At 67.8% G+C, this 22,955-nt stretch carries 26 protein-coding genes, 1 tRNA gene and 1 pseudogene; 19 read left to right on the top strand and 9 right to left on the bottom strand.

All coding sequences use genetic code 11. The features are described from left to right. Positions 1-8 precede the first annotated feature (8 nt). The 9 genes from G6N32_RS04565 to G6N32_RS04525 all read left to right on the top strand — a co-directional run bounded on the left by G6N32_RS04565 (position 9) and on the right by G6N32_RS04525 (position 7,696). Positions 9-335, top strand: coding sequence for a hypothetical protein (locus G6N32_RS04565; RefSeq protein ID WP_147291952.1), 327 nt, complete (start codon positions 9-11; stop codon positions 333-335). 29 nt (positions 336-364) lie between these two features. Next, the gene (locus tag G6N32_RS04560; protein ID WP_102809124.1) at positions 365-607 is read left to right on the top strand and encodes a hypothetical protein; all 243 of its coding nucleotides are present in this window, start codon (positions 365-367) and stop codon (positions 605-607) included. 54 nt (positions 608-661) lie between these two features. Further along, entirely contained in the window at positions 662-1,885 is a 1,224-nt protein-coding gene (locus G6N32_RS04555; protein ID WP_115317145.1) for an Nramp family divalent metal transporter, read from the top strand. Positions 1,886-1,896: 11 nt separating this feature from the next. Then, positions 1,897-2,970, top strand: coding sequence for a poly-gamma-glutamate hydrolase family protein (locus tag G6N32_RS04550; RefSeq protein ID WP_115317147.1), 1,074 nt, complete (start codon positions 1,897-1,899; stop codon positions 2,968-2,970). Between the two features lie 90 nt (positions 2,971-3,060). Continuing rightward, complete coding sequence (locus tag G6N32_RS04545; RefSeq protein WP_115317149.1) at positions 3,061-4,152, top strand: acyl-CoA synthetase family protein; 1,092 nt, start codon at positions 3,061-3,063, stop codon at positions 4,150-4,152. 1 nt (position 4,153) lies between these two features. Further along, positions 4,154-5,521: an aldehyde dehydrogenase family protein gene (locus G6N32_RS04540; protein ID WP_115317150.1), complete on the top strand. Its 1,368-nt coding sequence runs from the start codon at positions 4,154-4,156 to the stop codon at positions 5,519-5,521. A gap of 41 nt (positions 5,522-5,562) precedes the next feature. Continuing rightward, positions 5,563-6,351 (top strand): DUF1365 family protein, encoded by a 789-nt coding sequence (locus tag G6N32_RS04535; protein ID WP_410432983.1) that lies wholly within the window; start codon positions 5,563-5,565, stop codon positions 6,349-6,351. A 47-nt stretch (positions 6,352-6,398) separates the two neighbouring features. Next, positions 6,399-6,968, top strand: coding sequence for a sigma-70 family RNA polymerase sigma factor (locus G6N32_RS04530; RefSeq protein ID WP_115318833.1), 570 nt, complete (start codon positions 6,399-6,401; stop codon positions 6,966-6,968). Continuing rightward, positions 6,965-7,696, top strand: a complete 732-nt coding sequence (locus G6N32_RS04525; protein WP_115317154.1) for an anti-sigma factor — start codon at positions 6,965-6,967, stop codon at positions 7,694-7,696. The genes G6N32_RS04530 and G6N32_RS04525 overlap by 4 nt, the downstream gene beginning before the upstream one ends. Here G6N32_RS04525 and G6N32_RS04520 read toward each other — a convergent pair. After that, the gene (locus G6N32_RS04520) at positions 7,693-8,787 is read right to left on the bottom strand and encodes a glutamate--cysteine ligase 2 (RefSeq protein ID WP_232077488.1); all 1,095 of its coding nucleotides are present in this window, start codon (positions 8,785-8,787) and stop codon (positions 7,693-7,695) included. The two genes, G6N32_RS04525 and G6N32_RS04520, sit on opposite strands and share 4 nt — an antisense overlap. Positions 8,788-8,901: 114 nt before the next feature. Here G6N32_RS04520 and G6N32_RS04515 point away from each other — a divergent pair, with 114 nt between their 5' ends. The 5 genes and pseudogenes from G6N32_RS04515 to G6N32_RS04495 all read left to right on the top strand — a co-directional run. Beyond that, a complete protein-coding gene (locus tag G6N32_RS04515; protein ID WP_115317158.1) occupies positions 8,902-9,735 on the top strand; it encodes an LLM class F420-dependent oxidoreductase in 834 nt (277 codons plus the stop codon). Between the two features lie 54 nt (positions 9,736-9,789). After that, positions 9,790-10,071 (top strand): ANTAR domain-containing protein, encoded by a 282-nt coding sequence (locus tag G6N32_RS04510; protein WP_163789122.1) that lies wholly within the window; start codon positions 9,790-9,792, stop codon positions 10,069-10,071. Then, positions 10,068-10,178, top strand: coding sequence for a DUF3349 domain-containing protein (locus tag G6N32_RS04505; protein ID WP_115317162.1), 111 nt, complete (start codon positions 10,068-10,070; stop codon positions 10,176-10,178). Before G6N32_RS04510 ends, G6N32_RS04505 begins: the two co-directional genes overlap by 4 nt. Before the next feature lie 53 nt (positions 10,179-10,231). Further along, positions 10,232-10,304: transfer RNA gene (locus tag G6N32_RS04500), tRNA-Arg, on the top strand. 113 nt (positions 10,305-10,417) lie between these two features. Then, positions 10,418-10,528, top strand: a pseudogene (locus G6N32_RS04495) (helix-turn-helix domain-containing protein); the annotation flags it as partial. Between the two features lie 11 nt (positions 10,529-10,539). Here the strand turns inward: G6N32_RS04495 and G6N32_RS04490 are convergent. Continuing rightward, positions 10,540-11,565, bottom strand: coding sequence for a GGDEF domain-containing protein (locus tag G6N32_RS04490; RefSeq protein WP_232077487.1), 1,026 nt, complete (start codon positions 11,563-11,565; stop codon positions 10,540-10,542). A gap of 174 nt (positions 11,566-11,739) precedes the next feature. Beyond that, a complete protein-coding gene (locus tag G6N32_RS04485; protein WP_115317166.1) occupies positions 11,740-12,423 on the bottom strand; it encodes a GAF and ANTAR domain-containing protein in 684 nt (227 codons plus the stop codon). A gap of 229 nt (positions 12,424-12,652) precedes the next feature. On the opposite strand from G6N32_RS04485, the gene G6N32_RS04480 reads away from it, so the two are divergent. The 3 genes from G6N32_RS04480 (at position 12,653) to G6N32_RS04470 (ending at position 16,345) form a co-directional block, all read left to right on the top strand. Continuing rightward, positions 12,653-13,882: an acetyl-CoA acetyltransferase gene (locus tag G6N32_RS04480; RefSeq protein ID WP_115317168.1), complete on the top strand. Its 1,230-nt coding sequence runs from the start codon at positions 12,653-12,655 to the stop codon at positions 13,880-13,882. Next, the gene (locus G6N32_RS04475; RefSeq protein ID WP_115317170.1) at positions 13,872-15,389 is read left to right on the top strand and encodes a carotenoid oxygenase family protein; all 1,518 of its coding nucleotides are present in this window, start codon (positions 13,872-13,874) and stop codon (positions 15,387-15,389) included. Before G6N32_RS04480 ends, G6N32_RS04475 begins: the two co-directional genes overlap by 11 nt. Before the next feature lie 68 nt (positions 15,390-15,457). After that, positions 15,458-16,345 carry a winged helix-turn-helix transcriptional regulator gene (locus G6N32_RS04470; protein WP_115318834.1) on the top strand — a complete coding sequence of 296 codons (888 nt, stop codon included), beginning with the start codon at positions 15,458-15,460 and terminating at the stop codon, positions 16,343-16,345. Here G6N32_RS04470 and G6N32_RS04465 read toward each other — a convergent pair. Next, a complete protein-coding gene (locus G6N32_RS04465) occupies positions 16,338-16,946 on the bottom strand; it encodes an LpqN/LpqT family lipoprotein (protein ID WP_163789120.1) in 609 nt (202 codons plus the stop codon). The genes G6N32_RS04470 and G6N32_RS04465 overlap by 8 nt on opposite strands. Before the next feature lie 161 nt (positions 16,947-17,107). Between G6N32_RS04465 and G6N32_RS04460 the strand changes: the two genes are divergently transcribed. After that, positions 17,108-17,557, top strand: coding sequence for an Hsp20/alpha crystallin family protein (locus G6N32_RS04460; RefSeq protein ID WP_115318835.1), 450 nt, complete (start codon positions 17,108-17,110; stop codon positions 17,555-17,557). Positions 17,558-17,656: 99 nt separating this feature from the next. Here the strand turns inward: G6N32_RS04460 and G6N32_RS04455 are convergent, their stop codons facing one another. From G6N32_RS04455 to G6N32_RS04440, 4 genes are all read right to left on the bottom strand, one after another. Beyond that, entirely contained in the window at positions 17,657-18,940 is a 1,284-nt protein-coding gene (locus G6N32_RS04455; protein WP_147291953.1) for a sensor domain-containing phosphodiesterase, read from the bottom strand. A 94-nt stretch (positions 18,941-19,034) separates the two neighbouring features. Continuing rightward, positions 19,035-19,628 carry a GNAT family N-acetyltransferase gene (locus G6N32_RS04450; protein ID WP_115317174.1) on the bottom strand — a complete coding sequence of 198 codons (594 nt, stop codon included), beginning with the start codon at positions 19,626-19,628 and terminating at the stop codon, positions 19,035-19,037. Continuing rightward, positions 19,625-20,047 carry a hypothetical protein gene (locus G6N32_RS04445; protein ID WP_115317175.1) on the bottom strand — a complete coding sequence of 141 codons (423 nt, stop codon included), beginning with the start codon at positions 20,045-20,047 and terminating at the stop codon, positions 19,625-19,627. Before G6N32_RS04445 ends, G6N32_RS04450 begins: the two co-directional genes overlap by 4 nt. A gap of 9 nt (positions 20,048-20,056) precedes the next feature. Continuing rightward, entirely contained in the window at positions 20,057-21,631 is a 1,575-nt protein-coding gene (locus G6N32_RS04440) for an ABC-F family ATP-binding cassette domain-containing protein (RefSeq protein WP_115317176.1), read from the bottom strand. A 147-nt stretch (positions 21,632-21,778) separates the two neighbouring features. Between G6N32_RS04440 and G6N32_RS04435 the strand changes: the two genes are divergently transcribed. Next, positions 21,779-22,225: a cupin domain-containing protein gene (locus tag G6N32_RS04435; protein ID WP_115317177.1), complete on the top strand. Its 447-nt coding sequence runs from the start codon at positions 21,779-21,781 to the stop codon at positions 22,223-22,225. Here the strand turns inward: G6N32_RS04435 and G6N32_RS04430 are convergent. Beyond that, a complete protein-coding gene (locus G6N32_RS04430; RefSeq protein ID WP_115317178.1) occupies positions 22,215-22,946 on the bottom strand; it encodes a 3-keto-5-aminohexanoate cleavage protein in 732 nt (243 codons plus the stop codon). The two genes, G6N32_RS04435 and G6N32_RS04430, sit on opposite strands and share 11 nt — an antisense overlap. Positions 22,947-22,955: the final 9 nt, after the last annotated feature.

Raw genomic sequence — 22,955 nt, 5'->3', positions numbered from 1 at the left:
GAATGTCCATGCGGCAAAGGCTCCGCTATGTGTTTCCGATCATCATCGCGGCCGGTGCGGCCGCCGGCGTGCTCGCGCCGGTGGCGGGTGCCGACACGACGCTGATCAACCCGACGATTCCCAGCTGTGTCGACACCGGCGGCAGCACCGTCATCGGCGGCCAGACCACCGAATGCGCCACCCCCGGCAACGTCGAGCTCAACTCGACCCCGGAAGTCCCGGAGGATTTCGCCTACCCATGGGGTGACGAGTTCTACGGTCCTGCACTGATCTTCGGCGGCCCCGGCCCCGTCAACAACGGCGGCGGCGGAGGCCACGGCGGCGGAGGCCGCTGACAGATCGCCCGGCCACGAAGGAGGCCACCATGCGAACCAAGATCATTCTTGGCGCTCCCCTACTGATTGCAGTCGCGAGCGTGGTGCTGGCCGTCCCGGCGGCTGCCCGCCCGGCGCAGTGCACTGACACCGGCCCGAGCACGACGGTCTGTGAGACACCCGGGCATGCCGCGATCGTCACATCCCCCAACCCGGCTCTGCAGAATCCGCTGGCCGGCTGGGGTTACGGCGGCTTCGGCATCGGGCTGGGCGGGATCTTCATCGGTCTCTGAGCTTTCGGTTACCCTAACTTTTCAGTTTGAGTGACCGGATAGAAAGCTCGGCGGTTGGCACAGGTGACGCGGGCCCGCACTGCGGGCTGGTATCTGCTCGGCCCCGCCTTTGTCGCGGCGATCGCCTACGTCGATCCGGGCAATGTCGCGGCCAACATCAGCGCCGGAGCCCAGTTCGGATACCTGCTGGTGTGGGTGATCGTCATGGCCAACGTGATGGCCGGCCTGGTCCAGTACCTGTCGGCCAAACTCGGTCTGGTCACCGGGCGCACCCTGCCCGAGGCCGTTCGCGACCACACCCGCACACCGACCCGCATCGGGTACTGGCTGCAAGCCGAGCTGGTGGCGATCGCCACCGATGTCGCCGAGGTGGTCGGCGGCGCGATCGCGTTGCGACTGCTGTTCGGCTTGCCGTTACTGGTCGGCGGGGTGATCACCGGCGTCGTGTCGCTGGTTCTGCTGGCCGTGCAGGACCGCCGGGGCCAGCGGATGTTCGAGCGGGTGATCACCGGCCTGCTTCTGGTCATCGCGATCGGCTTCCTGTCCAGCCTCGTCGTCCGGACGCCGCCGGCCGCCGAGGTGGTGGGCGGCCTGCTGCCCCGCTTCGACGGTCCCGAGAGCGTGTTGCTGGCCACCGCGATGCTCGGCGCCACCGTGATGCCGCACGCGGTCTACCTGCATTCCGGCCTCGCCCGCGACCGCCACGGTCACCCCGATGCGGGTGCCCCGCGCACGCGGCTGCTGCGGATCACGCGGTGGGACGTCAGCATCGCCATGCTGGTCGCGGGTGCGGTCAACATGTCGATGCTGCTGATCGCGGCGACGAACCTGCAGGGCCGCGATGACACCGACTCGATCGAAGGGGCACACGCGGCCGTCCGAGACGCACTGGGGCCAGGAGTCGCATTGCTCTTCGCGATCGGGCTGCTGGCCTCGGGTCTGGCGTCGACGTCTGTCGGTGCCTACGCCGGGGCGATGATCATGCAGGGGTTGCTGCGCAAGACGTTCCCGTTGCTGGTGCGCAGGCTCGTCACACTGATCCCGGCGCTGGTGGTGCTGGGCACGGGCATCGATCCCAGCCGCGCGCTGGTCATCTCCCAGGTGGTGCTGTCGTTCGGGATCCCGTTCGCGCTGGTGCCGTTGATCCGGCTGACCAGCAAGTCCACGCTGATGGGGGCTGACGTGAACAGCCGGGTGACCACGGCATTCGGCTGGGCGGTCGCGGCGGTGATTACCCTGCTGAACGTGGTACTGATCTATCTGACCCTCGCGCACTGAAACTCAGCTCGATGTCGCCGACCCCCCGGCTCCGCCGACACCCGTACTTCGCCTACGGGTCCAATCTCTGCGTGCAGCAGATGGCCCGGCGCTGTCCCGACGCCACCGATCCCCGGCCTGCGACGTTGGCCGACCACGACTGGCTGATCAACGAGCGCGGCGTCGCGACCGTCGAACCTTTCGCGGGCAGCGAAGTCCACGGGGTGTTGTGGTGGCTGACCGACCACGACCTCGCCACCCTGGACAGCGCCGAGGGGGTGCCGGTGCGCTACCGCCGCGACCGGCTGACCGTGCACACCGCCGACGGGCCCGCACCGGCGTGGGTGTACATCGATCACCGCACCGAACCCGGCCCGCCCCGGCCGGGCTATCTGGAACGCATCATCGACGGCGCGCAGCATCACGGCCTGCCGCAGCGCTGGGTCGACTTCCTGCGCCGCTGGGACCCCGCCCACTGGCCGCGGCCGCTGGCATCGAACAAGACTGGACCACAATCGCTTTCGGAGCTGTTGGCCGATCCTTCGGTCGTCGAGGTGAGCCGGCTGCGGTCAAGGTTCGGGTTTCTGGCCATCCACGGCGGCGGGCTGGAGCAGATGACCGACGTCATCGCCGAACGAGCCGCCGACGCCGCCGGGGCTTCGCTGTATCTGCTGCGTCACCCGAAGGACTACCCGCATCACCTGCCCTCGGCGCGCTATCTCGGCGCCGAATCAACCCGTCTTGCTGCGTTTCTCGACCATGTCGAGGTCGCGGTCTCCCTGCACGGGTACGGGCGTATAGGCCGTAGCACCGAACTGCTGGCCGGTGGCGGCAATCGGGAACTGGCCAATCACCTGGCCGCCCACATCGAGCTGCCCGGCTACCGCATCGTCACCGACCTCGACGCGATCCCCGCCGAGCTGCGCGGCCTGCACCCGAACAACCCGGTCAACCGGGTCAGCGGCGGCGGCACACAGTTGGAACTGCCGACGCGGGTACGCGGCATCAGCCCGCGCAGCCAGCCGCCGAATGCCGACGGCCTGTCCCCCGCCACCTCGGCACTGGTGCAGGGACTGGCCACCGCAGCGCACGCCTGGACGCTCTAACCGTCCGGAATACGAACTCCAGCAGTCGAATCGGTGAACGACGAACCTGTCGGCCGCTTATCGACCCGGTGTTGCGACAGGATCCACCGTGTGGCCGACGTCGACTTCTCGCTGCTGCACCTGCCCCGCGAGGCCCCACCGCCTGATCCGGACGCATATCTGCGCGCGGCGATGGCCTGGCACTTCGGCGCCGACACCGGCTCGCCCTACTGGCTGCGCACCGCACGACGCCTGGACTTCGACCCGCTCACCGATGTCCGGACCTTCGCCGACCTGCGCCGGTTCCCGAACCTGGTCAACGAATTACGTGCTGTCCCGGCGCACGACCTGATCCCGCGCGGCTATGGCACGCCGGCGCCGGTCCCGCTGATCTTCGAATCCGGCGGCACGACAGGTGCGCCCAAACGGACTGCGCAGCTTCCCGACTGGGTGGCGCAGGTGGTCGACTGGCAGACCGATGATTTCTCCTCCGCCGGCTTCGTGCCCGGCGGCGACTTCCTGTGCCTCATGCCCAGCGGCCCGCACGGGGTGGGTCACTTCTCCAGGGCGGTGTCCGCCCGGCTCGGTTCGATCTGTCACACGGTCGATCTCGACCCGCGCTGGGTCAAGAAACTCGTCGCCCGCGCCGCCGCGACTGAAATGTCGGCCTACCTGCAACACCTGCTCGAACAAGCCGAGTACATTCTGCGAAGCCAGCGCGTCGTCAACCTGCACACCACTCCCCCACTGCTTGATGCGATCGCGCGTGACGACACTCTCACCCAGTTGGTCGGCGACACGGTTCGCTTCATCATGCTCAGCGGCGCGCATGTGGACCCCGACACCCTCGACGTGCTGCGCGATGTCTTCCCCGACGCCGTCATCGCGATGGTGTTCGGCAGCACGATGATCCTGTCGCAGGCCCAAACCCGCTCCAGTGGTGAGCAACTCGTGTTCGACCCGCGCAGCCCCTACGTCGTGTTCTGGGTGGTCGACCCACATACCGGCAAGCAGGTGGGCTACGGCGAACGCGGCCAGGTGGTGATGAACCACATCAGCAAGGGCATGTTCATTCCCAATAACCTCGAGCGAGACACGGCAGTCAGGCTCCCCGGCCCCGACGAGCACATCGGCGACTCGGTCGCCGAGGTCGCACCCGTCGCCACCCTGGACGGCGAGGCCGTGATCGAGGGCGTGTATTGACGTGATCGACCTGCCCGCCCTGGTACCCAACGGCGAATACCGTTCCCGCAGGCGCGAAGTCATCACCGACACCGCAGGCGTACCGGTGGCCGAGCTGAGCCTGGCGCCGCCGCTGTACATCGCGCGGACCATCGCCGCGCAGCGCAGGATCACGGCGCTGCCCGCCGATGAACGACATGCGGCACTGGCCAAAGCGGGCGCGGCATTCGTCGACTCGACGGCCGCCGGGCTGAACTTCGAATCGTATGTGCAACTGGCAAGCCGGGTTTCGGGGCTACCGATCGCTGTTGCGCGCGCCCAGGCCCTCGACGTCAGCGAGGCCGTCGTTGCCGCGTTCGACTCGGTGCAGCCCGCCCGGCCGGTCGGCGCAGTTCCGGATTGGGCTGCGATGCCACCCGGGCAGGCCGGGGCGATCTGGTCGCGGCGCGGCGCGGTGTTCGGGGTGCACGCGTCGGGCAATGCACCCGGCGTCCACGGGCTGTGGCCGCAGGCGCTCGCACTGGGGTACCGGGCGGCGATCCGGCCGTCGCGGCGTGAGCCGCTGACCGCGCACCGGCTCGTCATGGCGTTGCGGGAGGCCGGATTCCGCGACGACGACGTCACCTACCTACCCACCGATCACGCCGGGGCCGACGAGATCATCAGCTCGGCCGACCTCGCCCTGGTGTACGGGGGCGACGACGTGGTCGCCAAGTACGGCAGCGACCCGACAGTCTTCGTCAACGGTCCCGGGCGCACCAAGATCGTGCTGACTGCCGAGCAGGACTGGCGCGAGCACCTGGCCGTCATCGTGGACTCGATCGCCGGGCTGGGCGGCATGGCCTGTGTCAACACCACCGCCGTGCTGGTCGAGGGTGATGCGGCGGGGCTGGCCGAAGCGATCGCGCAGCGGCTGCACACCATCGAGGCGCTGCCCGCCGACGACGAGCGCGCAGTCCTGCCCACTCAGCCGCTGGCCAACGCCGAGGCCATCGCCAGACGCGTCGCCGCACGGGCGGCGGGCACTGTCCCCCTGCTCGGCGCCGACCAGATCGTGGCTGACCTCGGTGACGGCCGAGCCGCGCTGCGCCCGGCCGTGCACCTGCTCGCCGGCCCGGATCCCGAGAAGCTCGGCACCGAACTGCCGTTCCCCTGCGTCTGGGTCGCCCCATGGGAACGTACGGCCGGGATCGCGGCACTGCGCAATTCACTGGTGATCGGCGCATTCACCGAAGACGACGGCCTGATGACCGCACTGCTCGACGAGCCCACGATCGCCAACGTGTACCGCGGCCCGGTGCCGACCTACTACACGGCGAGCGGGCTGCCCCACGACGGCTTCCTTGCCGATTTCCTGATGCGGACGAAGGGGTTCGTCAGCCGCGGATGATCACCGGGGGTCGCACCCATCCAAGCGTTCGGGTGCTCCGAATACCGGATGTGGAACCGACAAGCACCCTCACAGGCCGCCCGACGACCGCGCTGTACCGGACCCGCATCACGCAATTGCACAGGTCACCGGTGCACCACCACACCGAGCGGTGCAGCTACAGCTGGTACGTCGACATCGACGACCTGCCGCGGCTGCCACGGTGGCTGCAGCCCTTCGCCCGCTTCGAGGGCGCCGACCACTTCCACGGGGCGCCCGACGACACCCTGCGTCAGCGGGTCGACGCTGTTCTGGCCGACCACGGCGTCCACCTGCCGGGCGGCCGGGTCACCGCGCTGCTCCTGCCGCGCGTGCTGGGCCGGACCTGCAACCCGCTGAGCCTGTTCTGGTGCCACGACGACCAGGGCGTGCTGCGCTGCGTGCTCGCCGAGATGCAGCACGGCGGGCGTCGGCATGCCTACCTGCTGCCACCGGGTGAGTACGCCTCCCCTTTCGGCGGGTCGGGCGGTCAGTACGTGATCCGCGCACCGTTGCCCGACGAGGAAGTGGACCTGCGGATGTCGCTGTTCCGCGACCACGATGCCGCCGTGATCGCCACCGTCCGTGGCACTCGTCGGCCCGCCACCGTCGCGCAGATCCTGCGAATGCAGGTGACGGTTCCGCTGGCTCCGCAGATGACCGCGCTGAGCATGCGGGTCCACGACTTCGTGCTGCGGCTGCGCGGCGTCCCGGCGCTGCCACGGCCGGCCGAGCAGCTGGAACGCTCGCCGCACACCGTGGCCATCCGGCCGGGTTGGGCCGCACAGAAATGTTCGTGGATGCCATCGTGACATATGCGGCCGGAGGGGCCGTTAGGCTACGCGACGATGCCAGCAACATGTGGATGGCGGCGTTGACGACCGCGGCTGCTGAACTCGACGCACTTCTGCGCCGAGTCGCTCAGCGCGACGCCGATGCCTTTGCCTCTTTTTACGACGCCACCCGCTCGCGGGTGTACGGACTGGTCACCCGCGTATTGCGGGACCAGGGATACAGCGAAGAGACGACCCAGGACGTCTACCTACAGGTATGGCGGACCGCGGAAAGCTACGACCCTGCCTCGGGCAGCGCGGTCGCATGGCTGTTGACACTGGCGCACCGCCGCGCCGTAGACCGGGTCCGTTCCGAGCAGGCCGCCACGCAGCGCGAGTCACGGTATGGCGCCGCCAGTGTCGAGCCGCCGCTGGACCACGTGGCCGACGCGGTGATCAGCGAGGACGAACGGCGACAGGTGACCGCCTGCCTGGACGGGCTCACCGAGGTACAGCGCGAGTGCATCGAGCTGGCCTATTACCAAGGAATGACTTACGTGCAGGTGTCGGAGCGGTTGGCCGCCAACCTGGCTACGGTGAAGTCCCGAATGCGCGATGCGCTTCGTGGCCTGCGTAATTGTTTGGGTGTGCGATGACTGAACCACACGAAACCGACTTGCTGGAGCTGGCGGTGCCGTATGCGCTGCATGCGGTGTCCGACGCTGAGCGTGATGAGATCGAGGACCGCCTGGCACAGCTGGCGCGGCCTGAAGCCGACGCCTTCTACGACGAGGTGCGGGCCGTCCGCGAGACGATGGCCGTCGTCTCGGCGGTCAGCGCCAGTGAACCGCCCGCCGATCTGCGGCGCCGGCTGCTGTCCGCGGTGGCCGATGACAACGTGCGCAGTCTGCCTGTGGCTCAACCTGATTCGACGGGCAATCGCTGGCGGGGCCCGGTGTTGGCGGTGGCGGCGGCGCTGGTGGTCGGCCTGGGCGCCGTCGGCGTCGGCATCGCTCTGCGCCCGGAGCCGGCGAAAGTGTCGACCGCTCAGCAGGTCTTCGGCGCGCCCGACGTGCACACCGTCTCCGGTGCGATCCCGGGTGGTGGCACCGCGACGGTGGTGTTCTCCCGCGAGAAGAACGCCGGCGTGCTGGTGATGAACGACGTGCCGAAACCGGCGCCGGGCACGGTGTATCAGATGTGGTTGGTCGGCAACAGCGGCGCCACGTCCGCCGGGACGATGGACGACAACGCGGTGACGCCGTCGACGACGGCGGTGCTGCCGGATCTCGGCAATTCGACAGCGCTGAAATTCACCGTCGAACCGGGAACCGGCTCCACCCAGCCCACCGGTGCCGTAGTCGCCGAACTGCCGCTGGCCTAATTTTCCATAGTGGCCGCCGCGGCGACGGCGATGACGTCGGCGACGTCGTGCCGTTGCCGCCACGCGGCGCGCTGCCGCATCGCCCCGTTGCCGTCCCGCAGCAGGCGGCCCATCTCGGCGTGCACCCACTCGCTGTCGCCGAGTTCGTCCAGTGCGGGCTGCAGCACGCCCAGCCACTCGCCCAGCACCCGTGACGTCGGGGCCGTCGCCCACCCCTCGATCACGTCGATGGTCTGACCGTCCAATCCGTCGTGCGCTGCCTTCCAGTAGGCGGCCCGCAGGACGTGGTCGTCGACCTTGGGGGCGTGCTCGCCCCCGCGGTCGGCCGCGAGCGCGGTCATCACCGCGGCCCGGCTGAGTGTCGCCAGCAGCACGGTCTCGGCCGCGGTGGCCGGGACATCGGCCACTCGGATCTCGACCGTCGGGAACTTCTCGGACGGCCGCACATCCCAATAGACCATCCCCTGGTCGAGCATGGCGCCCGAGTCGTTCATCAGCGCCACGATCGCGTCGTAGTGCTCGGCGGAATCGAAGTGCGGCGGCGGCCCTGCGCTGGGCCAGCGGCCCCACAGCACGCTGCGCCAACTCGCGTGGCCACTGTCGGCATTGCGGTAGATCGCCGAGTTGGCGGTCAGGGCCAGCAGCATCGGCAGCCACGGACGCAACCAGTTGCTGACGACGATTGCCGCGTCGCGGTCGGGCACCTCGACATGGACATGGCACCCGGAGATGCCTTGCTCGTGGGCGATCATGCCGAACCGCTCGGCGATCTCCCGGTAACGCGGTTTGTCGGTGATGGGAAAACTGTGCGGCACCGTGGGCGGCAGGCCGACCGCCAGCAGTCGCGCGCCCGCCTTCTCTGCGGACTCGGCCGCGACCGCTCGGAGCTCGTTGATCTGTTGGCGCAGTTGCGAACTCGTCTGCGCCACCTCGGTGGCTGTCTCGACCTGACACGACGTCAGCTCCAGTTGAAGGTCGACCCCGCGCTCGGCCGCGTACTCGGCGACCTCGGTGTTGCGGGCGACCGGTTCACCGGTGCTGGGATCGACGAGGAGGAATTCCTCCTCCACGCCGACGCTGGGTGGATTCACGAAGCACAGACATGCCCACGCCATGGGGTGGTCAAACCCCAATCGCAGGTCAGCCGTGCCACATACCGAGACCGACGCTGTCGATCGCTGTGAGCCCGGCCATAGCATGCCGGGATGGTCAAAGACTTTCGCTTCGGCATCGGTGTGCGGTCGGTCAAGTCTGCGCAGCGGCTGCGCGAGACCGTGCGCAGATTCGAAGATCTGGGCTTCGACGTCCTTCATGTCCCGGACCATCTGGGCCGGTTCGGGGTGCCCGCGCCGTTCCCCACGATGGTGGCCGCGGCCGAGGCCGCCAAGACCATGCGGGTGGGGACGTTCGTGATCAACGCGGCGTTCTACAAACCGGCGATACTGGCCCGTGACGCCGTCGCCGTCGACGTCCTCAGCGAGGGCCGGCTCGACCTCGGCTTGGGCACCGGCTACGTGCGGGAAGAGTTCGAGGCCGCCGAGATGCCGTATCCGAGCGCCGGTGAGCGGGTCGACCATCTGCGCCACACCACGAAATACCTCAAGCAGACCGCGCCGACGATCCCGATCCTGATCGCGGGTAACGGCGACCGGGTGCTGCGCATCGCCGCCCAGTACGCCGACATCATCGGCCTGACCGGGGGCGGGGTGCCGGAGTACCCGGGCCACGACCCGCTGGCCGAGCGCATCGAATTCGTGCGGGCCGCGGCCGGCGGCCGGTTCGGCGACCTCGAACTGAACATCGCGATCACCGGGGTGCCGACCGATTCGTCGGGTATCCCCGATTTGGCACTCACCCGCGGATACGCCCCGGACGCCACCGAGGAGCAACTGCTTGCCCTGCCGACGGTGCTGACGGGAACACCGCGCGACATCGCCGACACCTTGCGGGCGCGGCGCGACGACTACGGCATCACCTACTTCACCGTGCAGGACTACCACGCGGAGTACTTCGCGAAAGTCATAGCGGAACTGCGCTGAAGGGTTTGCGGGACCGTCAGACTGGCAATGGCTCCACGATTGGAGGCGTACAGCATGGCGGTTTTGCAGGGCGATTCGATGGAACACGACAGTTATGACGACGGCAGAATTCAGCAGTGCGCCGAGGGCGTGCTCGTGGGGTTGAGGCGCTGCTCGGTGGACGCGGCCTCCGGGGAGCTCGATCAGGTGTCGCAGCGACACCGGCTGGACGGTAGACGGGTGGCCCAGGCTCTGGTCCGGTTGGCCCAAGACGTGGAGCCCGAGGCGGACAGCAATGCGACGGCCGTTGCCCGCTTCGAGTGGGGTGCACTGCTGGCAGGAGGTCGACGATCATGATGCGCCGCTTCGTCGCATGGGTCCGTAAGGGCTACCCCAAGGCCGCGCCGGCGCACGGCCACAGCTACCTGCTTGCCCTGTATTCGCCGCGCGGTGCGGTGCGCTGACCCGCTGGAATGACGGGCGCGCTGCCGGCAGGCGGTAAGCTGCCAGCCGTTGCGCCCCCGTAGCTCAGGGGATAGAGCACGGCTCTCCTAAAGCCGGTGTCGCAGGTTCGAATCCTGCCGGGGGCACTTTCCAACTGTGTGACCTCGGTTGATTGTTGACGTTTTGTCTTCGGGTGATGGGCGACAGTGTTTCGGCTGATGCTTTACACCTACTTCGGTTGATCCTTGACACTCCCTAGATGAGGGAGTTGAGCGTGGCTGAGCAGCGGTATCAGGCTGTGTTGGCGGTGATCAGCGATGGGTTGTCGATTTCGCAGGTGGCATCGAAGGTTGGGGTGTCGCGCCAGACTTTTTTCTTGCACTAGGCGATCGACTGGTTGGCGTCCCCGTCGACATCCGGCCGACGCCGGTCGACCGGGTCGGTGTCCTGATGCCGGCACCCGTTGCCGCCGGCGCGCTTGGCGCGGTACATCGCCCAGTCGGCGTTGCTCACCAACCGGTCGAGCAGAACTTTGTGGTCTCCGTAGGTGTCGGACAACCGGACCGCGGTGGTGCCGATGCTCGCGGTGACACCGGCTGGTGACTCCGCGATGGCGGTGCAGATCCGTTGCGCCAGCTCGTTGCAGTCCGCACTGGGCAACGCGGCCGCGACCACGAACTCCTCACCTCCGCTGCGGGCGACCACCGCCTCGGCACCGGCGGCCTGCTCGATCGCGCGCGCAACATGCACCAGTGCCTCGTCACCGGCGGCGTGCCCGTAGCGGTCGTTGACCGACTTGAACTTGTCCAGGTCGACCAGGGCCACAGCGAGGTGAGCGCCGGCATGACGTCCCGACTCGATCAGTCCGAACGTCTGGCTGTGAAAGAGCCGTCGGTTGAGCAGACCGGTCAGTGGATCACGTTCGGCGCGAAGAAGATCGACGCCGAGAGCGTTCACCAGGATCTGGATGGCCAGGGGCAGCGCGATGTTGACCTGGATGATCAACCACCAGTCCACACCGGCGATGATCAACTGCCCGTCGGCGGCCATCCGCACCGCACCCCAGGTGGCCACGGTGGCGGCGACGGAGAAGTTGTACAGCACCAGAGCGGTGGTGTGGAAGAACGCGATGTAGGCGCCGATCGTCGCGAAGGAGATGCAGCCGACCAGGGTGTGCAGTGGACTCGGATTGGCCACGCAGGCCAATGTCATCGACGCGTTGGTGATGAACACGAACAGCACCGACTCACGCCGGGTCGGCCACTTGACGGTGAACAACGCGGCCCCGGCCACCCCGCCGACTATGGCCAGCCACGTCATCGCTCGGGGGACGGTCCCGATCGGCCCGTCCGGCGAATGCAGCATGCCCAGCAGACACGCGATCATGGAGACAGCGAGAAAAGCCATCAGCGCACGTGCCGGACCGCGCATACCGCGGTCAGCGAGATAGCCGCTCAACCACTCATAATGAGTGGACTGCTGCCACCAACGCCTGAGCGCATCCCTCACCATCGAGCGACCCCCACCAGCACCAGAAACTTCGGACCAACGATACCGCCGGTACGGGGACGCTCGTGCCGACTACGAGCCCCTGGTCGCGATTACCCGGTTCGCGATGTCGACCAACCTGGTGTTGGAGGTCTGCGACAACTCGCGCAACATCTCGAACGCGCGCATGGCATCGACGTTGAACCGTTCCATGATCACGCCCTTGGCCTGCCCGATGACATCGCGGGTATTCAGCGCGGACTCGAGTTGCTCACCGTGCCTGCTGGCCAGGATGGCCGACGCGGCGTGGGCGGCAAGCACCGAGCCGATCGCCTCCGACTGTCCATCGAAGGCATGCGGCCGCATACCGAACAGGTTCAGTGCGCCTGCGGTCGTTTTGCCGGTGTAGAGCTTGAACGACAAGCCGCTGCGCACTCCGAGTTCGGTGACCGCTGCGCTGTACTTCGGCCAGCGCCGCTCGGTGGTGAAGTCGTCGGTACGCACGATCAGCTCGTCGACGGCAGCCTGGATGCACGGACCTTCCCCGCAGGCCTCCTGCAGTGCGTCGAGTTGGTAGATCAATTCCGAGGTCCCGAACAGTGACTCGAACTTGCCGCCCTTGCCGATCAGCAGCACACCGCAAGTGTCGGTGCCGGGAATCATCTCCGTTGCCGCAGCGGTCACCCCGGCCAGTACCTCGTCGACATTGCGGGGTGGCGCCGTCGCTCGGGCCAACTCCGCCATCCGCAGCGCCAGATCGTGGTTGGGCACAGACATAGGGCAAGTCTTACTCACGATTGCCGGATTGACGAACGCGGCTCCTCGATCGTGACGTTTGCGGATTCTGTACGGGGGCATGCTGCGCTGCAAGCGAGCGTGGTGGTCGACACCCACGCCCGCGAGGTCCTGTCGGTTCAGACCGTGAGCCGACGGGGCCGCCCCTAAGTTGTCGTTGGCTCTGCGCAATCCGGCCCGGCACTCTCTTAGCTGTAGTAACTTCGGCGCTGTGGCGAGCAATGTCTGGATCCTCGGCGGCTATCAGACCGATTTCGCCCGCAACCTCACCCGCGAGAGCCGTGATTTCGCCGATCTCACCACCGAGGTCGTCGACCAGACGCTGCGCGAGGCGATGATCGACGCCGCCGACATCGACGTCGTGCATGTTGCCAACGCGTTCGGGGAGATGTTCGCCCGCCAGGGTCATCTGGGCGCGATGCCCGCCACGGTTCACGACGGTCTGTGGGACACCCCCGCGACCAGGCACGAGGCGGCGTGCGCTTCCGGCAGCGTGGCCGCGCTGGCGGCGATGGCCGACCTGCGGGCAGGCAACTACCGCACCGCACTGGTGGTCGGCGTCGAGTTGGAGAAGACGGTGTCCGGCGACACCGCGGCCGCCCATCTGGGCGCCGCGGCATGGACCGGCCACGAGGGCGCCGAGGCCACCTACCTGTGGCCGTCGATGTTCTCCCGGGTCGCCGACGAATACGACCGTCGCTTCGGTCTCGACGACGCCCACTTGCACGCGATCGCTGCACTGAATTTCGCCAACGCCAAACGCAACCCCAACGCCCAGACTCGCGACTGGGCCGTCCCCGATCTGGCCACCCATGGCAGCGACGACGCGGTCAACCCACCCACCGAGGGCCGGATCCGCCGCTATGACTGCAGCCAGATGACCGACGGCGGTGCGGGCGTCGTCCTGGTCAGCGACGACTTCCTGCGCGATCACCCGGGCGTGCGCCCGATCGGGCTGATCGAGGGCTGGGGACACCGCACCGTCGGTTTGGGGCTGCAGCAGAAGCTCGACCGCGACGCGGCCAATCCCTATGTGCTGCCCCATGTCCGGGCTGCCGTGTACGACGCGTTCGGCCGGGCCGGCGTGGGCCTCGACGATCTCGACGGCATCGAGGTGCACGACTGCTTCACCCCGAGTGAGTATCTCGCGATCGACCACATCGGGCTGACCGGGCCGGGCGAGTCATGGAAGGCGATCGAGAACGGGGAGATCGAGATCGGCGGCCGGCTTCCGATCAACCCAAGCGGCGGCCTGATCGGTGGCGGCCACCCGGTCGGCGCGTCCGGCATCCGGATGATGCTCGACGCCGCCAAACAGGTCAGCGATCTCGCCGGTGGCTATCAGGTCGACGGCGCGCACCGGTTCGGCACCCTCAATTTCGGCGGAAGTACCGCAACCACGGTAAGTTTCGTGATCAGATCGGCAGACGATGGACACTGAGATCGTCGGCAAGTTCCTGTCGACGCTACCCGAGGACGACGACCACCCCTACCGCACCGGCCCATGGCGGCCGCAGACCACGGAGTGGCGCGACGACGACCTCACCGTCGTCGACGGTGAGCTCCCCACCGATCTGGACGGGGTGTACCTGCGCAACACCGAGAACCCGCTGCACCCGGCACTGAAGGCGTATCACCCCTTCGACGGTGACGGGATGCTGCACATCGTCGGCTTCCGGGATGGAAAAGCGTTCTACCGCAACCGTTTCGTTCGCACCGACGGTTTCGAGGCGGAGAACGCCGCAGGCGGACCGCTGTGGCCCGGCCTGGCCGAACCGTTGTCGCTGGCGAAGGTGGACTACGGCTGGGGCGCACGCACTCTGATGAAGGACGCCTCCAGCACCGACGTCGTGGTGCATCGCGGCACCGCGCTGACGAGCTTCTATCAGTGCGGAGACCTGTACCGCGTCGACCCGTACTCCGCCGAGACACTCGGCAAGGAAACGTGGGGCGGGAGGTTCCCGGGCGACTGGGGCGTCTCGGCCCACCCGAAGGTCGACGACCGCACCGACGAAATGTTGTTCTTCAACTACTCCAAGAACGCGCCGTACATGCACTATGGCGTGGTGGACGCGAACAACGACCTGGTGCACTACACCGACGTGCCGCTGCCGGGTCCCCGGCTGCCGCACGACATGGCGTTCACCCGAAACTATGTGATTCTCAACGACTTCCCGCTGTTCTGGGATCCGGAGTTGTTGCAGCGCGACGTGCACATGGCGCGGTTCCACCGGGACATCCCGTCGCGGTTCGCGGTGCTGCCCCGACGCGGAACAAACAGTGACATCCAGTGGTTCGAGGCCGACCCGACGTTCGTACTGCACTTCGTCAATGCCTACGAGGACGGCGACGAGATCGTGCTGGACGGATTTTTCCAGGGCGATCCCGAGCCCACCGACAACGGCACCGGCACCAAGTGGCAGCGGGCGTTCCGGTTCCTCGCCCTGGATCGCATGCAAGCCCGGCTGCACCGCTGGCGGCTCAACCTCGTCACCGGCGGGCTCACCGAGGAACCGTTGTCGGACAGCATCACCGAGTTCGGCATGATCAACAGCGGCCATCTCGGCGAGCCGTATCGCTACACCTGGGCGGCCAGCGGCAAGCCGGGCTGGTTCCTGTTCGACGGCCTGGTCCGTCACGACGTGCGCACCGGCGCCGAGGAGCGCTACTCATTCGGCGACGGGGTCTACGGCAGCGAGACGGCGATGGCACCCCGGGTCGGCAGCCGGGCCGAAGACGACGGCTACCTGGTCACCCTGACCACCGACATGGCCGAAGACGCCTCGTTCTGCCTGGTGTTTGACGCGGCTCGGCTGTCCGACGGTCCGGTGTGCACACTCAAACTGCCCGAACGGATCTCGAGCGGCACCCACTCCACCTGGGTGGCCGGCTCCGCGTTGCGCCGCTGGCATACCGCCGACTCGGCGGCTGACGCGATCGGTCTGTAGTGACAGGAGTGCACTCCGCCGAGACGCCCACCGTCTTGGCGCCCGACAGTCCCAATGCCATCGGGCGGATGCTCGGGCTACTCGGCGACGAGTGGAACTTGTTGATCATCCAACAGGCGTTGCTCGGCGCCAGCCGCTACAGCCAGTTCATGTCGCGGCTGCCGATCTCGAATTCGGTGCTGACCAACCGGCTCCGCACACTGGTCGGCGACGGCCTGCTGACCCGCAAGGTGCATGCATCCACCCGCGCGCGCACCGAGTATCTGATCACCAGTCGCGGCCGCTCACTGTGGCCGACGATGCTCGCGATCTGGGAGTGGGAACGCAACTGGGTCACCGAGCATCGGGAGACGTTGCCTGCCATGCGTCACGTCGCATGCGGCTCGCATTTCGCACCGTTGTTGCGCTGCAACACCTGTCATGCCGCCGTCACCGGATCCGAGGTGGAGCTAGCCCTCGGACCGAGCGGCGACTGGGCCCGGTCGGCGCCGGCCGCCGCGACCCGGCGTCGCTCGGAGTCCGACACCAGCGCGCGGCAGGCCGGACTGTTCCCCGAGACGATGAGCGTGTTCGGCAATCGTTGGGCGGCGGCCCTTTTGGTGGCAGCATTCCTCGGCTCCACCCGTTTCACCGATTTCCAGTCCCAGCTCGGGGCGCCGCCGAGTCTGCTCGCCGAACGGCTGCAGACGTTTTGCACTCTTGGTGTGTTCACCACGTCGCCCGCGGAGCGGTCCGGTCCGGAGCGCGCCGCCTACCTGCTGACCGACAAGGGCCGGGCATTCTTCCCGGTGTTGACCGCAGCACTGCAGTGGGCGCAGTGGTGGTTTCAGGCGCCCGAGGGTCCTGCCGTGGTGATGACCCACCACGATTGCGGGACCGGCTTCACCGGTGAGCTGGCCTGCGATCAGTGCACCGAACGGCTGACCGGCGCCGAGGTCAGCACCGTCGCTATTTAGCCGGGACTATCTGGAATCCCTTGAGGATCGTCGCCGAATCGGCTGCGTACGTGGGGTTGTCGGGCTTGATGGTCTGCACCGTGAGTGTGCTGACCCAGTTCACGTCACCGTCGGTGAAGACCACCGCCAGGGAAGTCGCGCTGCGGGCCGGAATCTTGCCCATGGCCGGGGCGGTGTAGGACGTGGACTGGGCCGTCGACCCGCAGACCGTCGCCGAACTGGTCTTGAGGTCCGTCACCTTCAACCGCGCCACCAGCTGCTTGTTTTGGATGTCCAGGATCTGCTGGGCGTTGCCCTCCTTGGCGGCCACCTTCTGCAGGGTGACGACCGCATTGGGCGTGAAGCCCTCCTCGGCCAGCGCCGGGTTGCGAATGGCGTAGCGGATGGACTCGGAGTCCAGCTTGTCGGTGCGCTCCCAGCCCGGTGGCTGCGGCAGCCGAAGCCTCGGTTCCTGGTCGGTTCGGCTGGGGACGTCGACGAGCGGCGCCGACACCTCGTCGCACTTGGCCGCGACCGGCTTGTTGTCGTCGGAACAACCCGTGATCGTCACTGCCAGTGCGGCCGCCAACACGGCCGCCACGATTCCCGTCGCCTTGCGCACAGACATCCCTTCGAAAAGCCCGGCCCAGCCTACCCGGGGCGAAATAAAGCCGGTCAAAAAGTATTAGCACTCGCCACCATCGAGTGCTAATCTGGCCGTGCACAGTAAAGCTGCCCGCCAGGGTGGTGGGCTTGCGTTCAGCGATGCAGGAGGTGAGTACTGTGCTCCGCTTCGATCCGTTCAATGACATTGAAGCCATGACCCGGGGACTGCTGACCAGCCAAACCGGAACCGATCGCAGCCCCCGATTCATGCCGATGGACCTCTACAAGGTCGAGGACCACTACGTGCTGACCGCCGACCTTCCCGGCGTGGATCCCGGTTCGATCGACGTCAACGTCGACAACGGCACACTCACGCTGACAGCGCACCGCTCGGCCCGCTCCGAGGACTCGGTGCAATGGCTGACCAGCGAGCGGTTCTTCGGCACCTACCGTCGCCAGCTGGCACTCGGCGAAGGTATCGACACCGCCAAGATCTCGGCCACCTACGAGAACGGTGTCCTGACCGTGACGATCCCGCTCGCCGAGCGGGCCAAGCCGCGCCGCATCGAGGTCACCCGCTCCGGTGAGAGCAAGCCGATCGAGCCGACGACCGTCGAAGCGGGCTGAGGCCCAACCGATTCCGTGACGTTCCGTGCTCAGCCGCCATCTTCGGCGGCTGAGCACGGACACGTCGGCGGGCGCGGATCGCCTGCCCCACATCATGGTTCAGCCGACGAGGTCGACGACATCTGACGGCCTGCCGAGGTGGAACCCCTGGCCGTATTCGATGCCGAGACCGATCAGCGTCTTCAGTTGGCTGGGTGTCTCGATGGCCTCGGCCACCGTCTTCGCCCGCAGCTCGGCGGCAAGAGACTTCAGCGCCGTCGCCATTGCCCGCTTGACCGGGTCGTCGTCGATACCGGCGATCAACTCCCCGTCGATCTTGATGATGTCGGGGCGCAGCCGCAGCAGCTGGGTGAAGTTGGCATAGCCGGCGCCGGCGTCGTCGACCGCGATCGACACACCGCGATCCCGCAACGGCTGCAGACAGGAGCCGAGGTCGGCGGGAAATGGCTCGTGCTCGGTGATTTCGACGATCAGCGCTCGGTCCTGGGCGGCGAGCGCGTCGTGAATCGCGGGCTCCAGCGCCGCGCTCGGACTCAGGTTGACGGACACGGGGCGGTCACCGGGGATTGGCTGCGCCGCCCGCAAGATGGTGCGCAACGCGGCATATTCCAGATCGACGCCGCGGCCCAGTCGCCGGGCAGCAGTGAACCAATGCATCGGCGTCACGTCCGCTGATTCGGGGAACCTCATCAGGCCCTCGTAGGCGGCGGTGGTGCCGTCTTCCAGACGGACGATGGGCTGGAAGACCGCCCGGAGCGCGTCCGGCTGCGCGAGCAACACATCAAGTCGTTCTTGCAGACTCTCGGTCTCCATCGCTTCGGGGACCATCACCGAAGCGACGAATCGCGCCGTGAGTGCGCGTTGCCCCCGCTCGTCTCCATCGGTCATCACCTGGGTCAACAGCGCCGAGAGTTGCAACTGGGCGCCGACCAGCGCCGAGACGAACTCGCTGATCGCCAGTAGCGCGTCGACATCGGAGTCGGAGAACGCGCCGACGTTGGTGGCCGCCAGCAGCAGCGAACCGATCGGGTCGCCGTTGTATGTCAGCGGAATCACCGCCCACGACCGGGTGCCCCACTGCTTGTTGATCGCGCGAACACGTTCCGACAGCCGTTCGTCGCTCAGTGCATCGTGGATCAGCATCGGGCGCTTCTCCCGTGCCGCGAGGCCCTGGAAACTGGTGTCCCTCGGCACCACGAAGCCCGTCGTCGTCGCGATCACTCCGTGCGCGGACACCGTCACGTACGCGTTGTCGGGGCCTCGAAGCAACGTGACGGCCGCCCCGTCGGCGGCATGCATGAACGCACACACCTGTTCGGCTACGCGCGCGACCAACGATGCCGGGTCCATCGAGGCGGTCAATGCCCGAACCAGTCGCTCCACCGCACCCCCATCTCCGCGCCACTGCGGGTCGTGGCGCCGTGAGGCGTATTCCTCAATCCGTGCAAGACAGTACTGGGTGAATCCGTCGCACCGGTCAAGAATGGCGGCTGAGCCGAAACGCCAGGTTGTTGCGCACCGCAGGCCATTCGATGTCCAGGATGGAGTAGACCACGGTGTCCCGCCGGGACCCGTCGGGCAGCAGTTGGTGGCTTCGCAAAACGCCGTCGAGTTTGGCGCCGAGACGTTCGATCGCGGCCCTGCTGACCTGATTGAAGAAGTGGGTGCGGAATTCGACAGCTACGCAGCCCAGTTCGTCGAAGGCGTGGCTGAGCAGCACCAATTTCGCCTCGGTGTTGACCCCGGTTCGCCGCGCCGCGGCGGAGTGCCAGGTGTGGCCGATCTCGAGCCTGCGGTTGGCGGCGTCGACGTGGAACAGGCTCGATGAACCGACGACCACGCCGTCGGTGCGCCGGCGGATCACATAGGTCACGCCCTCGTCGGCGGCCTGCATCGCCTGCATCCGGCTCACCCACGCCGCGGCGGTGTCCGGCGTGGGTGCGCTGGTGAACCACAGCTCGCCCACGTCAGCCGCCGCGGCGGCGATCTCGGGAACGTGGGATTCTTCCAGCGGCTCGAGGGAAACCCATTGCGCGCCGGTCAAAGTGACCGGTTCGACAAATCGGCTCATCTACGGCGCACCATTGCGGAGATCAACGACCACACGGAGCAGACCACTGCGCCGGCCGCGCACACCGCCCCGATGTAGAACCCGTACGCCACCGACACCGATCCGCCGACGTTGAGGTGGTAGTACCAATAGGTGAGCACGCCGAGCAGCCCCGAGATCACCAGCGCCGTCGCGGCAGCCAGGCGCGGGGACAGATCGCGCGCCACCATCGCACCGGTGACGATCAGCGCCGAGGCCAGCAGCACGATCAACTGACCGACGCCGAACCGGGGCGGAAGCACGATGCTGCCGACGGTACCGCCGATGGCGCTGGCCCGGCCGCCGCCCGCGACCGACGTCGTCAACCACGGCAACCAGGCGCTGACGGCCAGGACCGCCGCGCAGAGCGCAACGAACCAGCCCGCGCGCAGGTGTGCCATGGTCCGACCCTAACCCGCCGCATCCAACACACCGGGGTGCCGCATCGACAACGTCCGGTCCAGATCCAGCCGGGACAGGAACTCGTCGTCGTGACTGACCACGATCACCGCGCCACGGTAGGCGCGCAGCGCGTCGACCAGCTGGTCCACGCTGGCCAGGTCGAGATTGTTGGTCGGTTCGTCGAGCACGACCAGCTGCGGCGGCGGATCCGCCAGCAGTAACCGCGCCAGCGCCACCCGGAAGCGCTCTCCGCCGGACAGGCCGGCCACCGGCCGGTACACCGCGTCACCGCGTAGCAGGAACCGGGCCAGCCGGGTGCGCACCACGGCGGTGTCGGCATCGGGTGCCGCGGCGCGCACGTTGTCCAGGACGGTTCCCTGCTCGTCCAGGCCGTCTACGCGTTGCGGCAGGTAGCCGACCCGGTCGGTCAGCAGGCGACCCGCCGTTCCGGCAATCAGATCGTCCAGAAGCCGGGTCTTGCCGACGCCGTTGCGCCCGACGATCGCAACGTGTTCAGGGCCCATCACCACCAATGGTCCACGCGCACCCGGCAATTCGGCGATCCTGCGGCTGGCAGGCACATCGGGGTCGGGCAGGTCGACGCGAATGTGCTCGTCGCTGCGCACCCTCGCTTCGGCGGCCTGCAGCGCGTCCGCGGCCTCGGCGGCCTGGGCATCGAGCCCAGTGCGCAGTTTGCCCGCCGCCACCTCGGCGGACGAGGCCCAGTTGTTCATCACGATCTTCGGCGCGCGTTTATTGGCGTAGTCCTTGCGCGCCTTGCGGTTACGGCGAGCCAGCTTGGTCTCGGCGGCAGCGCGCTGACGCTTCTGCGTCCGCACGCTCTGTTCGGCGGCGGACACCGCCTGCGCCGCCGCGGCCTGTTCACTGTCCAGGTGGGCGCGGAATTCGCGGTAGGGACCGCCGAACGAGGTGAGCCGGTGGTTGTGCAGCTCGGCGGTGTGGTCCATCCGGTTCAGCAGTGCGACATCGTGACTGACGATCACCAGCGTGCCCGGCCAGTCCGCAACAAGATCGAACAACCTGGCCTTGGCGTCGCGGTCGAGGTTGTTAGTCGGCTCGTCGAGCAGGGTGATCGCCGCGGACCGAAGCCGAAGGGCGGTGACCGCCAACAACATCGCCTCCCCGCCGGAGACCTGCCCGATCGTCCGGTCCAGGTCGTCGGGTCCCATGCCGATGACGCGCAGCGCCTCAGCGGCGCGGTCCGCGACGTCCCAGTCCTCGCCGATCACCTCGAAGTCGTGTTCGGTCGCCGAGCCGGCTTCGATCGCACGCAGCGCGGCCAGTTCGGCTCCGAGACCGAGCACGTCGGCGATCGACACACCGACGTCGAGTGTCAGGGTTTGCGGCAGGTAGGCGACGTCACCGCCGGTGCGGATCTGCCCCTGCGTCGGAGTCAGGTCCCCCGCGATCAGCCGTAGCAGGGTGGACTTGCCGCTGCCGTTGGCGCCGACCAGGCCGGTGCGGCCGGCAGGCAGAGTCGCGTTCAGTCCGTCAAGCGCGACGGTTCCGTCCGGCCAGGCGAAGTCGAGGTCGATCAGTGTGATGGCGAAGTCGGTAGGCATGGGTCTCCCAGTGGTGGTCGGCGAGCAGATGAGCTGCGCTGTGATCCACGACGGGGACCCTCCTCACCGGACTGGACGACTTCAACGGGCGCCACGCTAATGGCGCAACCCCGACCCGGGCAACTGATTTATCCCTACGCTGAGGCCATGACGGATCTCCCCGACTGGGTTCGCGAGCTGGCGATGGGACCCCATCCCGAAGGTGGCTTTTTCCGCGAGACCTGGCGCAGTGACCTGATTGTCGGCGAATCCGCCCTGCCGCCGGACTACAACGGCCCGCGCAACGCCGGCACCGCCATCTATTTCGTGCTACTGCCCGGCCAGCAGTCCGCCTGGCACACGGTGCGCAGCGCTGAATTGTGGCTCTATCACCGCGGCAGCCCGCTGCTGCTTGACATCGGCCCGGAAAAGGACAGCGCCACAACGGTTCTGCTGGGCCCCGATATCGTCGCAGGCGAACGACCGCAGGTGCTGGTGCCGCCCGGTCACTGGCAGCGCGCTCGTCCCCGCGACGACGAGCCGACGCTGGTCAGCTGCGTGGTGGTGCCGGGCTTCGACTTCGCCGACTTCGCCTTGGCCCCACCTACCGAGTGACGCTCCGGAGCACCTCGTACGCGGCGGCGACGAGTTCGGCGTTGCCCGGGGCAGGTGACCCGTCGGGCAGCAGCAGCGTGTCCTCCAGCCCGATGCGGGTTTGCACTCCGCGCAGCCCGGCGTGGGCCAGCAGTGGCCAGCAGCTGTCGTCCAGGCCGTGCAGCAGCACCGGCGCCGGTGACTCGGCCCTGCGGATCCGCGCCAGCAGGTCATCAGCGGTCGCGGTGTCTCCGTCGGGCTGCAGTTCGATCATCACCCGAAGGCAGTGCGGGGCCAGCGGTGAACTCGCCCAGGATTCGGCGGCTTCGGCGTGAAAGATGCCTGCCTCCACGCCGATGCCCCGGCTCAGCAGCAACTGAGCCAGATCCTGCGCGCCGGGCTCGTGCCAGTTGACGGAGGCGAAGTCGGGCAGCACGGTCCAGGACTCGACGGCGTGTAACCGCCGCTGTTCGTCGGGCAGCGCCCAGAATCCCGTGGTCACCCCCAGCGGCAGGCCCGGCACCGCGTGCCGGACGGCGCTGACCGCCGCCGCCACCGTGTCCGGTTCGAGGGAATCGACGCCGTCGGGGGTCTTGGGGTGCAGATGAACCGCCATGGCCCCGGCCGAGTGCGCCGCGACGGCGGCGCCGGCCAGCTGCTCCGGCGACACCGGGAGTCCGGCGTGCTGGTCGGGGGTGCGGGCGCCGTTGATGCAGGCTTTGACGTAGGGGGCGGTAGGCATAACTCATTC

Source organism: Mycolicibacterium aichiense, assembly GCF_010726245.1.
GTDB lineage: Bacteria > Actinomycetota > Actinomycetes > Mycobacteriales > Mycobacteriaceae > Mycobacterium > Mycobacterium aichiense.
This window is presented reverse-complemented; position numbering and strand designations above follow the sequence as displayed.